General features: G+C 37.3%; 14 protein-coding genes and 2 riboswitches. All 14 genes read right to left on the bottom strand.

The window, feature by feature from the left end; translation table 11 throughout:
- Positions 1 to 29 precede the first annotated feature (29 nt).
- The 14 genes from sufB to BMX63_RS00480 all read right to left on the bottom strand — a co-directional run bounded on the left by sufB (position 30) and on the right by BMX63_RS00480 (position 12,727).
- Positions 30 to 1,427: a Fe-S cluster assembly protein SufB gene (gene sufB, locus BMX63_RS00420; protein ID WP_093130853.1), complete on the bottom strand. Its 1,398-nt coding sequence runs from the start codon at positions 1,425 to 1,427 to the stop codon at positions 30 to 32.
- 77 nt (positions 1,428 to 1,504) lie between these two features.
- Positions 1,505 to 1,951 (bottom strand): Fe-S cluster assembly sulfur transfer protein SufU, encoded by a 447-nt coding sequence (gene sufU, locus BMX63_RS00425; RefSeq protein ID WP_093130855.1) that lies wholly within the window; start codon positions 1,949 to 1,951, stop codon positions 1,505 to 1,507.
- Complete coding sequence (locus tag BMX63_RS00430) at positions 1,941 to 3,161, bottom strand: cysteine desulfurase (RefSeq protein WP_093130857.1); 1,221 nt, start codon at positions 3,159 to 3,161, stop codon at positions 1,941 to 1,943. The genes sufU and BMX63_RS00430 overlap by 11 nt, the downstream gene beginning before the upstream one ends.
- A complete protein-coding gene (sufD, locus tag BMX63_RS00435; protein WP_093130859.1) occupies positions 3,161 to 4,462 on the bottom strand; it encodes a Fe-S cluster assembly protein SufD in 1,302 nt (433 codons plus the stop codon). The genes BMX63_RS00430 and sufD overlap by 1 nt, the downstream gene beginning before the upstream one ends.
- Before the next feature lie 18 nt (positions 4,463 to 4,480).
- Entirely contained in the window at positions 4,481 to 5,266 is a 786-nt protein-coding gene (gene sufC / locus BMX63_RS00440; RefSeq protein WP_093130861.1) for a Fe-S cluster assembly ATPase SufC, read from the bottom strand.
- Positions 5,267 to 5,585: 319 nt separating this feature from the next.
- On the bottom strand, positions 5,586 to 5,738 hold the full coding sequence (locus tag BMX63_RS18890; protein WP_177167108.1) for a YuzK family famiily protein: 153 nt from the start codon (positions 5,736 to 5,738) through the stop codon (positions 5,586 to 5,588).
- Positions 5,739 to 5,964: 226 nt separating this feature from the next.
- A complete protein-coding gene (locus tag BMX63_RS00445; protein ID WP_093130863.1) occupies positions 5,965 to 6,840 on the bottom strand; it encodes a MetQ/NlpA family ABC transporter substrate-binding protein in 876 nt (291 codons plus the stop codon).
- 13 nt (positions 6,841 to 6,853) lie between these two features.
- Positions 6,854 to 7,519 carry a methionine ABC transporter permease gene (locus BMX63_RS00450; RefSeq protein WP_093130865.1) on the bottom strand — a complete coding sequence of 222 codons (666 nt, stop codon included), beginning with the start codon at positions 7,517 to 7,519 and terminating at the stop codon, positions 6,854 to 6,856.
- A complete protein-coding gene (locus tag BMX63_RS00455) occupies positions 7,512 to 8,540 on the bottom strand; it encodes a methionine ABC transporter ATP-binding protein (protein ID WP_093130867.1) in 1,029 nt (342 codons plus the stop codon). The genes BMX63_RS00450 and BMX63_RS00455 overlap by 8 nt, the downstream gene beginning before the upstream one ends.
- 103 nt (positions 8,541 to 8,643) lie before the next feature.
- Positions 8,644 to 8,753: riboswitch (SAM riboswitch) on the bottom strand.
- Between the two features lie 97 nt (positions 8,754 to 8,850).
- Positions 8,851 to 8,970: riboswitch (SAM riboswitch) on the bottom strand.
- A 127-nt stretch (positions 8,971 to 9,097) separates the two neighbouring features.
- A complete protein-coding gene (locus BMX63_RS00460) occupies positions 9,098 to 9,415 on the bottom strand; it encodes a thioredoxin family protein (protein WP_093130869.1) in 318 nt (105 codons plus the stop codon).
- Entirely contained in the window at positions 9,402 to 9,800 is a 399-nt protein-coding gene (locus BMX63_RS00465) for a toprim domain-containing protein (protein WP_093130871.1), read from the bottom strand. The genes BMX63_RS00460 and BMX63_RS00465 overlap by 14 nt, the downstream gene beginning before the upstream one ends.
- 247 nt (positions 9,801 to 10,047) lie before the next feature.
- A complete protein-coding gene (gene gcvH, locus BMX63_RS00470; RefSeq protein WP_093130873.1) occupies positions 10,048 to 10,434 on the bottom strand; it encodes a glycine cleavage system protein GcvH in 387 nt (128 codons plus the stop codon).
- A gap of 24 nt (positions 10,435 to 10,458) precedes the next feature.
- The gene (locus BMX63_RS00475; RefSeq protein ID WP_093130875.1) at positions 10,459 to 10,818 is read right to left on the bottom strand and encodes an arsenate reductase family protein; all 360 of its coding nucleotides are present in this window, start codon (positions 10,816 to 10,818) and stop codon (positions 10,459 to 10,461) included.
- A 124-nt stretch (positions 10,819 to 10,942) separates the two neighbouring features.
- The gene (locus tag BMX63_RS00480; protein WP_093130877.1) at positions 10,943 to 12,727 is read right to left on the bottom strand and encodes an acyl-CoA dehydrogenase family protein; all 1,785 of its coding nucleotides are present in this window, start codon (positions 12,725 to 12,727) and stop codon (positions 10,943 to 10,945) included.
- Between the last annotated feature and the right edge of the window lie 10 nt (positions 12,728 to 12,737).

Genomic DNA, 12,737 nt, shown 5'->3' on the forward strand with positions numbered 1-12,737 from the left:
GTTCTTCTTCATTATGATATGGGAGGGGATTAGCCAATAGACCCTTCCATTTCAAATTTGATAAGACGGTTCATTTCAACTGCATATTCCATTGGAAGTTCTTTTGTAAATGGCTCAATGAAGCCCATTACAATCATTTCTGTTGCTTCTTCTTCGGAAATACCACGGCTCATTAGATAGAAGAGCTGTTCTTCAGAAACTTTGGAAACCTTAGCTTCATGCTCAAGGGAAATATTTTCATTTAAGATTTCATTATAAGGGATTGTATCTGAAGTAGACTCCTTATCCATAATGAGTGTATCACACTCTACATTTGAACGAGCCCCATCTGCCTTTTTACCAAAGTGTACAATTCCACGATAGGTTACTTTCCCACCGTTTTTGGAAATGGACTTCGATACAATCGTTGAAGAAGTGTTTGGAGCCAAGTGCATCATTTTAGCACCAGCATCTTGAAGCTGCCCTTCACCGGCAAAGGCAATTGATAGGGTATTACCCCGGGCACCCTCGCCTTTCAGATGTACAGATGGGTACTTCATGGTTAATTTAGAACCTAAGTTTCCATCAATCCATTCCATAGTTGCATTTTCATGGGCCTCTGCACGTTTCGTTACTAAGTTATAAACATTGTTTGCCCAGTTTTGAATGGTTGTATAACGGCAATAAGCATCTTTCTTCACATAGATTTCAACAACCGCACTATGCAAGGAGTTAGTGGTATAAACTGGTGCTGTACATCCTTCAACATATTGAACAGAAGCACCTTCATCCACAATAATTAATGTACGCTCAAATTGTCCCATATTTTCTGAGTTTATACGGAAATAAGCTTGCAATGGTGTATCCGTTTTTACACCCTTTGGTACATAGATAAAGGATCCTCCAGACCAAACAGCAGAGTTCAGTGCAGCAAACTTATTGTCTGAATAAGGAATAACTTTACCAAAGTACTCCTTAAATAAATCTTCATTTTCTTGAAGTGCAGTGTCTGTATCCTTAAATACAATTCCTAGTTTCTCAAGTTCTTCCTTCATGTTATGATAAACCACTTCTGATTCATACTGAGCAGATACACCTGCTAGGTACTTTTGCTCTGCCTCAGGAATACCAAGTTTATCAAATGTCTGCTTAATTTCATCTGGTACTTCATCCCATGAACGCTCTGTATTTTCAGATGGTTTAACGTAATAGGTAATCTCATCGAAATCAAGTTCGCTTAAATCTCCACCCCATTGTGGCATTGGTCTTGAATAAAAATGTTCCAATGCTTTCAAGCGATATTCAAGCATCCATTCGGGCTCTTCCTTCATTCTAGAAATTTCGCGAACAACATTTTCGGTTAGACCGCGCTCAGTACGGAAAATAGAAACGTCCCGATCCCGAAACCCGTATTTGTAATCACCTATCTCTGGTGCCTTCTTAGCCATGTTTCATACCTCCTTTAATTTAGAAAACCTCACTCCTAAAAGCAGCAAGAAAAACTAAAAACTCCATTATCTAATCCTTATTCCTTACTTTCCTCTCCTACACCTTTCTCCATTGCTTTCCAAGCTAAGGTTGCACATTTAACTCGTGCAGGAAATTTAGATACTCCTTCTAATGCCTGAATATCACCTATATTTAAACCTTCTGTATCTACTTTTTTTCCTTGAATCATATCGGAAAATAAGTTAGATAGCTTTACTGCTTCATCAATCGTTTTACCTTTAATAGCCTGAGTCATCATAGAAGCAGATGACATACTAATGGAACAGCCTTCACCTTCAAACCTTGCGTCCGTCACTTTTCCATCCTCTACCTGTAACTGCAGGTGAATACGATCACCACATGTAGGATTGTTCATATCCACACTTAAATAATCTTCACCATCAAAGGTACCGCGATTACGCGGGTTTTTATAATGATCCATAATGACCTGCCTATATAGTGTGTCAAGGTTATTAAAAGACATCACCAAAAAACTCCTTTGTTTTTTGAAGTCCTGTTACTAGTATATCAATATCTTCCTTGGTGTTGTAAAGGTAAAAACTTGCTCTGGCTGTCGCCGTTACATTCAACCATTTCATTAGTGGCTGAGCACAGTGATGACCAGCACGAACAGCAATGCCTTCCTGATCTAAAACTGTAGCTACATCATGTGGATGTATACCATCTAAATTGAACGTTACCAGACCAGCTCTATCTTTAGGTCCATACACCTCGGCACCATCAATCGTTTGAAATTGTTCCAGAGCATATGCTGCAAGCTCTTGTTCGTGTTTATCAATATTTTCAAGACCAATGTCTTCGAGATAGTCAATCGCTGCACCTAAACCAATAGCACCAGCAATAATAGGAGTTCCGCCTTCAAACTTCCAAGGAAGCTCTTTCCAGGTGGAATCATAAAGGCCAACAAAGTCAATCATTTCTCCACCAAATTCAACAGGCTCCATGTTTTCCAAAAACTCTTTTTTTCCGTAAAGAACACCGACACCACTTGGTCCGCACATCTTATGACCTGAAAACGTATAAAAATCACAATCTAAATCCTGGACATCTATCCTTTTATGCGGCGTACTTTGAGCACCATCTACAAGGATGATGGCTCCATTACGGTGCGCAATTTCAGCTACTTCCTTTATAGGATTAATTGTGCCCAGAACATTTGACACATGCCCCATCGCTACAATTTTGGTTCGATCCGAAATCGTTTTTTCAACAGCATCTAAACTTATCGTACCATCAGATTGTAAAGGAAGATACTTTAATTGTGCTCCGACAGCTTTAGCTGTCTGTTGCCAAGGAATGATATTACTATGGTGTTCCATTGGTGTAAGGACAATTTCATCGCCTTCAGTAAGGTTTGTGCGTGCATAACTATAGGCAACGGTATTAATGGATGTTGTGGTACCTCTCGTGAAGATAATTTCCTTTGTACTCTTAGCATGAATGAATCTTCTAACCTTCTCACGCGCACCTTCATATCCTTCAGTAGCTCGATTACCTAGTGTATGAACACCTCTATGCACGTTTGAATTGTGCATAGAGTAATATTCATTCAGTTTTTCAATAACAGGTAACGGCTTTTGTGATGTTGCAGCACTGTCGAGATAAACTAAAGGATGGCCATTGATTTCCTGATTTAATATCGGGAAATCTTTCTGAATTTCTTTTACATCCATTAGTAAACTTTCCTTTCGATAACTTCCGTAAGCTGATTCTTAACGGACTCTATAGGAAGCTGATTAACGACTGGAGCGAGGAATCCGTGTATAATAAGTCTTTCTGCTTCAGTCTTAGAAATTCCACGGCTCATAAGATAATACAATTGAATTGGATCCACACGTCCAACTGATGCTGCGTGTCCTGCCTCTACATCATCCTCATCTATGAGTAAAATCGGGTTAGCATCACCACGGGCGCCATGGTCTAACATAAGAACACGAGACTCCTGCTCAGCATTTGATTTGGAACCGCCATACTCAATTTTTCCAATTCCACTAAAGATGGAACTTGCTTCATCCTTCATAACACCATGCTGTAGAATATATCCTTCTGTAAATTTGCCATAGTGTGTAATGTTCGTTGCGAAATCCTGTTTTTGTTTTCCGCGGCCTACAGAAACGGATTTAGCTTCGGAATAGGAATTGTCACCCATTAAATAAGTGAGGTTTTCCGACACCGTATTTCCATCGTTCATTTGTCCCAATGCCCATTCAATTTTAGCATCACGATAAGCAACACCGCGACGATTTATATAAGTTGTCGTTCCCTGGGCAAAATTATCAACAGCACCATATAATACTTTGGATTGTTCAAGAGCAATCACTTCAGAAATAATATTAGAAACAGCCTGCTTATCATTGTTTTGAGAAATATAATTCTCAACATACGTTACTTCACTACCCTGATCAGCAACTAACAGAACATGATTAAACAGACCGGCTTCATTATCCTCCTGCCAAAATATCGTTTGTAATGGTTCTTCTATCACTACATTTTTTGGTACATAAATGAAGACACCACCATTTAACAGGGCAGCATGAAGTGCAGTTAAACGATTTTGATCCACTTTAATGGCATCATTCATGTAATATTTTTGTACCAATTCTGGATATTCAGTCAATGCAGTGCGAATATCAGTGAAAATAACGCCCTTTTCTTTTAGAGATTCAGCAACAGATGAAAATGCTGCATTGCCATTTCTTTGGATAATAACATTTTCGGGATCCTGATCTAAAAATACTTTGATATCTTCTGGTAATTCATCAATAGAATTTACTTTTTCTCCAGAAACATCATGCTCGAAGTTTGTGAAATTCCAGTTCTTAATTCTCGTTTTTTCCGGTTTAGGCATTGGAAGATTTTCTGCCTGTTCCAATGCTTCTAAACGAAAATTCTTCATCCAATCTGGCTCTCCACGTCCTTCAGAAAATTGGTTCACATACTGTTTATCGTATGGTAATTTCGTTTCTACGGCCATGATACCCCTCCTAACTAATTACGCATTTTGTTCTACAGTTTCGTTTTCAATGCCTAAGTCTTTTTTAATCCAATCGTATCCTTCTTCTTCTAGACGTTGTGCTAGTTCTGGACCGCCAGATTTAACAACACGACCTTGCATCATAACATGCACTTTATCTGGAGTGATGTAATTAAGTAAACGTTGATAGTGGGTAATCATTAAGCAGCCAAAGTTATCACTGCGTAATTTATTAATTCCTTTTGCAACGACTTTTAAGGCGTCGATATCAAGGCCAGAGTCAATTTCATCCAAGATGGCAATCTCTGGTTTTAACATTAGTAATTGTAAAATTTCGTTACGTTTTTTCTCACCACCAGAGAATCCTTCATTTAAGTAGCGTTGTGCCATGTTTTTATCTATTTCAAGATAGTCCAAAGCTTCGTCCATTTCTTTAATGAACTGCATTAATGGAATTTCATCACCTTCATCACGTTTCACATTGATTGCTGAACGTAGAAAGTCAGATGTTGTAACTCCACTGATCTCACTTGGATATTGCATAGCAAGGAACAGACCTGCTTTTGCGCGTTCATCAACTTCCATCTCAAGTACGTCTTTTCCATCAAGAGTTACACTGCCTTGTGTAATTTCATAATGTGGGTGACCCATAATAGAGGATGCTAATGTGGATTTACCTGTACCATTAGGACCCATTACCGCATGAAACTCTCCACCATTTATCGTAAGGTTAACCCCTTTCAAAATCTCTTTTCCTTCAATTTCTACATGAAGATCCTTGATTTCTAAAGTTGAACCTGCCATAACGATACCTCCATTTATTGTATTTAATAAAAAATGACTTTTATTCTCAATCTATTCTCATTACAATCTTATAACAAATAGTATCTGGATTCAACAATGAACAACTGCTTTATTTTGTAAGAATGTAAGTATTTTAAGTGTAGTAAAACTTGTCCTATTTTTCCCATATACACATATAGAAATTGAGAATTACATCTTTAATAACTATAACACTTTTTAACTGGAATTAAAAAATATTTAAAGAATATAAAGGATATAAAAAAAGGGCTAAGACCCAATGTTAGCTACCATTGATCCTCAACCCTTTATTTCTATTTAATTATCTAAATACTTGGCGATCCATCTCTGCAATGACCTGACGACTCTTTTGATAGCTTTGCTCTCTACGTTTTTCAACCAGTAATCTTTTGTCAAGCTTTCGGCTATACTCCATGTATCCCATTCCATGAGATTGCTGCATAGCCTTTTCCATTTCCCCAGTGTACTGTAAACCTAAACTGTCAGAAGTAATAAACCCATCATCCCTTTCTAAAATTTATGTAAGAAATTATAACATTTGATTTCTAATGAAAACAAAACGTATATTTTAATCTCTAGACATGTTAAAAGAGATGTAACTTCACTAAAGGAAATTACATCTCTCTACTTGATAAAAAACCTATCATTCTCTTGATTGCTCTCATATGCTTTTTATTATTTTATTCGTTTACAGGTACAATTGCTCCATTGTATTCTTCTTCCATATAGGTTTGAATTTCTTCAGAACGGAGAACTTCTACCAGTGTTTGAAGAGCTTCATTATCTTTATTTTCACTTGTTGTTACAACAAGGTTTGCATATGGTGATTCTGATCCCTCTAAAATCAGTGCATCTTCAGTTGGGTTCAATCCACCCTCAATTGCATAGTTCGTATTAATGGCCACAAGCACATCCTCTTCACGATCGTAATATTGCGGAAGCATAGCTGGATCATATTTTGCATCAAATTCCAAATCTTTTGGATTCTCAACAATGTCATCTATAGTTGCTGATTGTGGATCCACACCTTCTTTAAAGGAAATAAGTCCTTCACGTTCAAATAAAGCTAAAATTCGTCCATGCTCTGCAACAGAATTACTTAAAAGGACAGTTGTGCCTTCTGGAATTTCCTCTACACTTGAGATATTTTTGGAATACACACCGATAGGTTCAATGTGAATCCCGCCCAGACTTACGAAATCATAATCAAATTCTTCTATTTGCTGATCTAAATATGGCTTGTGCTGATAATAGTTTGCATCAATACGGCCCTCTGATAAATCACGATTCGGTAAAACATATTCATCATACGTTTCAATCTTCAGCTCAATACCTTTTTCCTTTAGCAGTGGTTTAGCTTTCTCTAAAACTTCTGAATGCGGTACAGCAGTAGCACCTACGGTAATTGTTGTAGTCTCTTCAGATTGTTCTGCTGAATTTTCCTCTGTCTGGTTCTCATCTGAACTTGTATCTTCCTGTGTATCATCTCCAGTTCCACATGCAGCTAATGCGAATACAAACAAGGATACAAATAATAAGGTAACAATTTTTTTCATTTTTCTCTCTCCTTTATCTCTTATCAATTTTTTTGGATAGAAAATCACCTATAAATTGGAATATAAACACAATAATCACAATGAGTATGGTGCAAGCAAACACAACGTCAAAGTCCCAGGCCTGGAAACCTTTTCGGTAAGCCAAATCCCCTAAACCGCCTGCTCCGATCGCACCAGCCATTGCTGTATAGCTTATTAAATTGATAGCTGTTACGGTGATTCCTGAAATTAAAGCTGGCATAGATTCTGGTAATAACACTTTAAATATAATGTGTCTGGTTTTTGCGCCCATCGCTCTCGCTGCTTCAACAACCCCTTTGTCCACCTCCTTTAAAGCAATTTCTACAAGCCTTGCATAGAATGGTGCAGCCCCAATAATTAGGGCAGGTAAAGCAGCTTTAGGTCCTCTAATGGTTCCCATTAACCAATCAGTAAATGGGAATAAGAGGAGAATTAATATAATAAACGGTATCGCACGAAAGACATTTACAATGGTTGCTGTAATAAAATTCAATATTTTGTAGGTTTTGCCCTGGCGATCCGTTAAAAACAACATTAAACCAAGTAAAATTCCAATAATTAATGTTCCCAGCACTGATATTCCAGTCATATAAAAGGTTTCATTTGCTGCTACTTTTAAATCTTCAATAACAACATTCGGAAATAACTCTCTAAGCATGATCTTCTACCTCCAGTTCCACTGAGGTTTGGTGAATATAATGAATAGCATTCTGAATTTCTTCCTTATTTCCATCCATATGAACATATAGGGTGCCATAGGCTCCATCTTTGGTTTGTGTAATGTTACCTTGCAAAATATTAATTTCAACATTAAATGTTTTTACTAATTTGCTAATTAAGGCTTGATTAGCCGTTTCTCCAACAAAGTGCAGGCGAAGCACCTTACCAGATTGATAGTTTTTCACAAAATAATGAATAGGGCTTTGTTCCTCTTGATCACCCATCACTTGCTGAACAAAACGCCGTGTTGTTTTTTCTTTTGGATGCATAAATACATCAAGTACTTCCCCTTGTTCAATAACCTTACCATTATCCATTACTGCAACACGTTGACAGATTTTCTTGATGACATGCATCTCGTGAGTAATCACTATAATAGTAAGTCCCAGTTTGCGATTGATATTAACAAGCAAGTCTAAGATATCGTCAGTGGTTTGTGGATCCAGTGCAGATGTTGCTTCGTCACATAAGAGCACTTTAGGATCATTAGCAAGTGCCCTTGCAATCCCTACTCTTTGTTTTTGACCTCCACTTAATTGTGATGGATAGTAATTTTCTCTTCCTGTAAGCCCTACAAGCTGTATGAGTTCATTAACCTTATCTTTCCGTTCATCCTTTGCCACACCTGCAATTTCAAGCGGAAAAGCGATATTGTCAAAAACAGTTCTTGACCATAATAAATTGAAATGCTGAAAAATCATACCGATTTTTTGCCTTTCGTTTCTTAATGACTGATTATTTAAAGAAGTCATGTCTTTATTGTCCATGACAATTTCCCCGCCTGTTGGCTCTTCAAGTCGGTTCAACAGACGAATAAAAGTACTTTTACCTGCTCCACTATATCCAATTACACCGAAAATTTCTCCTTTATTAATGGAGAGATTAAGGTTATCAACAGCAGTTACATCCATCTTATCTTTACTTTTATATATCTTTGAAAGGTTTTTAATCGAAATCAATGTTCTATTCACCCTCTTCAACTTTTCATCATGACATTTCATCTAAAAAACAAAAATTCTTCTGTTCTGGAAGAGAACAGAAGAGCTTGATATACTTTCCGTTCTCTCATCTGCCAAAGCCATAAGCCTTGCAGGATTTGGCACCTTGTCAAACAATTGTTTGATGGTTGCCGGGCTTCATCAGGCCAGTCCCTCCGCCTCTCTTGATAAGAGATTATTTATTTATATATTTCTATTCCTATGTGGCTTTACAACCAAATAAAAACCCTCTTCCATAAGAAGAGGGATAAACACAAACTGATTATCTCTCTTCTTATCTTTCAAAGTCAGCTTCCTAACTTTGAAGGAATTGGCACCGTTTCAGATTTTTTAACATCTGAAGGGTTGCCGGGCTTCATCAGGCCAGTCCCTCCGCCTCTCTTGATAAGATGAGATACATATATTATTGAAACAACTGCTATACTAGCACAAAGTGCCCAGAAACGTCAATATATTTTTTTAGCTATCTATCTGGAGTTTTCCCTTGCTATATTTCCCAGGAAATATAGCGGATTTTGTCAGATAGAATTAGTGATCGATAATAACTTTTGATACATAAATGGTACAGAATGGAAAGCATAGGTTTTATCTAAAATTTCTCCATCCTGAATAATGATTAAACAAGGAACACTTTCGATTTGATAATTCTGCATGAAATCAGGAAACAATGATGCATTCATAGTTTGAAAGTTTGGCAGGTTTTCCATACTTTCCAAAGTCTCTAACATTTTTCCAGCTACTTTACAAGTCCCACAAAAGGGTGTGTATATAAAAACATATTGTTTATAATGACTTTCCAGAATAATAGATAAGTCTTTTGGATTAATTTCCTTCATGATGATGATACCCCTTTAAAAAGTTAGAATGAGTTTTCAGGTTAGCAGAGGCTAAAATGGAAGCAAGCTCATTATCTGGCGTAGCTTCAACTTCACGAAAGGAACGATCCACATATAGATGAATAGCATGGGGCAATTCTTGTGTCAATTGTCTACGTAATCTTTTTCCCGAATCATCTTCGTCTACCAAAATATAGACATCTTTTTCATCAAGCATATGGCTATCTACAAGTTCTTCTAATTTATCCATACCTATCGTTCCATTTGTATAGAGAATCTGAAGGGGCTCGTTAAGAATTCGCTTTACCTTCTTATAATCGGAGCGGCCCTCTACTATTATAATTTTATCAAATTCATTCATTACAATCACCACATTAATGGACATTAAAGAGAGACAATAAGTTTATAGTTAAAGCTGTTTCATGCTTTTCTACTGGAATCTCCCTTTTTTAAATGTATAAAGAGTCTTTTTAATTAGGCTCTGTTAAAGACAGGTGTTGATTTCCTCTCCAATAAAATCGCTTTTCCGCGGGCGGTTTATTTCCTCTGCGGCAACAAACCATGTAAAAACCGCCTAATTTAAAAAAGGCAGTGTTTAAGCACTGCCTGTCTTTTCCGATTTGAATATAAATTTATTCTTCTTCATTTACCATTTTTTCATACGCATCAGCAGACATTAAATGATTAAGATCTGGTTTTCCATCGGGTTCTATTACAATCATCCAAGCCTTGTCATAAGGAGATTCATTCACAAATTCCGGACTATCATCCAAGTCCTCATTGATTTCTACTACTTTTCCACTCACAGGAGCATAAAGCTCGGAAACAGTTTTCACCGATTCAACACTTCCAAATGGCTCATCTGCTTCAACTTCATCGCCAACTTCAGGGAGTTCGACAAAGACTACATCACCTAATTCAGACTGGGCAAATTCGGTGATTCCGATTCGGACTTTATCCCCCTCAACTTTTACCCATTCATGCTCTTCTGAATAATATAAATCCGCTGGTAAACTCATTTCAATCCCTCCGTTTTTTCTATTTTATGCATTCCATGTTTGTTCGAATAAATCTTCTTTAAAGCCTATAGTAACCTGCTCTCCATCTGTTACTACCGGCCTTTTGATTAACATTCCATCTGAGGCCAGCCAATCAATCATTTCTTCCTCTGTTGCATCTTTTATTTTATCTTTCATACCGGATTCACGATACTTTTTTCCACTTGTATTAAAGAACTTCTTAGCGGGCAGACCACTTTTTTCAATAAGTGAAGCAAGTTCATCTTTAGAAGGTGGATTTTCAACAATATGTATGGACTCATAATTTATATCATGTTCATCCAGCCATTTTAAAGCCTTTTTACAGGTACCACATTTGGGATACTGATACACTTTTAATGACATACGATAACTCCCTTCTCCTTAATTATCAATAGTTTAACATATTCTTATTGTGATTATCACTTTTCATGAACAAAAAGTAAGCCCTCGCTACTTATAACAAGGGCTTACTATCATTTAATTGAAGTTAAACCGTGTATTTTTCTTCCTTAATAGAAAATTCAGCGATTTCACGTTTTTTCGCAATCACATTTGTAGGATCATGACGTGTGAGCTTTCTTAAAGCGGAAAGCATCATACGTAATTGGTCACCGGTTTCACTTGCTACTAGTGTTTCTTTTGCATGACTTTCAATACGATTAAAGGCTTCCTGTACAAACACTTGAGTGTAGAGAAGCTTTAGTTTGTTTTGTTCTTCACCTGTTTTATTGATGGCTTTTTCCGTACGTAGGATCGCTGACTCCATGTTGTAGATTTCTGATGCCATATTCGCGATATTAGCAAGAATTTCTTGTTCGTTTTCAAGTTTTTCACCATACTTCTGTGCCGCAACTCCTGCTGCAAGCAAACCAATCTTCTTGGCATTCGTTAGTAGATATTTCTCTTGTTCAAGGGTTTCATCTCCTACTTGTTCTGGCATCATTGTCATGATTTCTTCTTGAAGAGCAGTAGCCTTTTGTAATAGTGGGAGTTCACCTTTCATCGCTTTCTTAAGCAATGTCCCTGGAACAATTAGACGGTTGATTTCATTGGTACCTTCAAAAATACGGTTAATACGGGAATCGCGGTATGCGCGCTCCACTTCATATTCCTGCATAAAGCCATACCCACCATGAATTTGTACAGCTTCATCCACTACATAGTCAAGCATTTCTGAAGCACTATATTTGTTCATGGAACATTCGATAGCATATTCCGCAATTCCTTGAGCTACCTTTCCACCATCATTTAATTCTTCCTGGCTTAAATTTCCTAAACGCTGTTCGAATAATCCAACCGTACGATACACGGAACTTTCGTTGGCATATATTTCTGATGCCATTGTACCGAATTTTTCTTTTGTTAATGAAAAGCCTGAAATAGGTGTCTTAAATTGCTTACGTTCATTTGCATACTTAACAGCTACTTCAAATGCTCGCTTAGCTCCACCTACACCGCCAATAGCCAGCTTATAACGTCCAACATTTAAGATATTAAAGGCAATAACATGTCCTCTTCCTACTTCACCAAGCACGTTTTCTACTGGAACTTCAACATCCTCTAAAATCAGTGTACGGGTCGAGGAAGATTTAATTCCCATTTTCTTCTCTTCTGGTCCAGTAGATACTCCAGGAAACTCTCTTTCAACGATAAATGCCGTAAACTTATCACCATCAATTTTTGCATATACCACAAAAACATCTGCAAATGCGGAATTCGTAATCCATTGCTTTTCACCATTTAAAATATAATGAGTACCAGCTTCATTTAACTTTGCGGTTGTTTTTGCACCAAGAGCATCAGAACCAGATCCTGGCTCTGTTAATGCATATGCAGCCAGCTTTTCACCTGTAGCCAAGGCAGGAAGATACTTTTTCTTTTGCTCCTCGTTACCAAAAAATACGATAGGAAGTGAGCCAATTCCTACATGTCCCCCATGGGAAATAGAGAAACCACCAGCACGGGACATCTTTTCAGTAATGAGTGAAGAACTAATCTTATCAAGCCCAAGACCACCATATTCCTCTGGTACATCTGCACCTAGTAAACCAAGCTCACCTGCTTGCTTTAGTAGATTTACAGATACATCAAATTCGTGATTTTCCAAATTATCAATTTTCGGTACTACTTCACCTTCTACAAAGTCTTCTGTTGTTTTGGCAATCATTAAATGCTCTTCTGAAAAGTCCTCAGGGGTAATAATATCTTCACCCTCTAAATCTTCTACTAAAAAGCCTCCACCTTTAAATAACTTTTCTTTTGTTTCACTCATGTCTTACTTC

The sequence above is a fragment of the Salinibacillus kushneri genome (assembly GCF_900111405.1).
Classification (GTDB): Bacteria; Bacillota; Bacilli; order Bacillales; family Alkalibacillaceae; genus Salinibacillus; species Salinibacillus kushneri.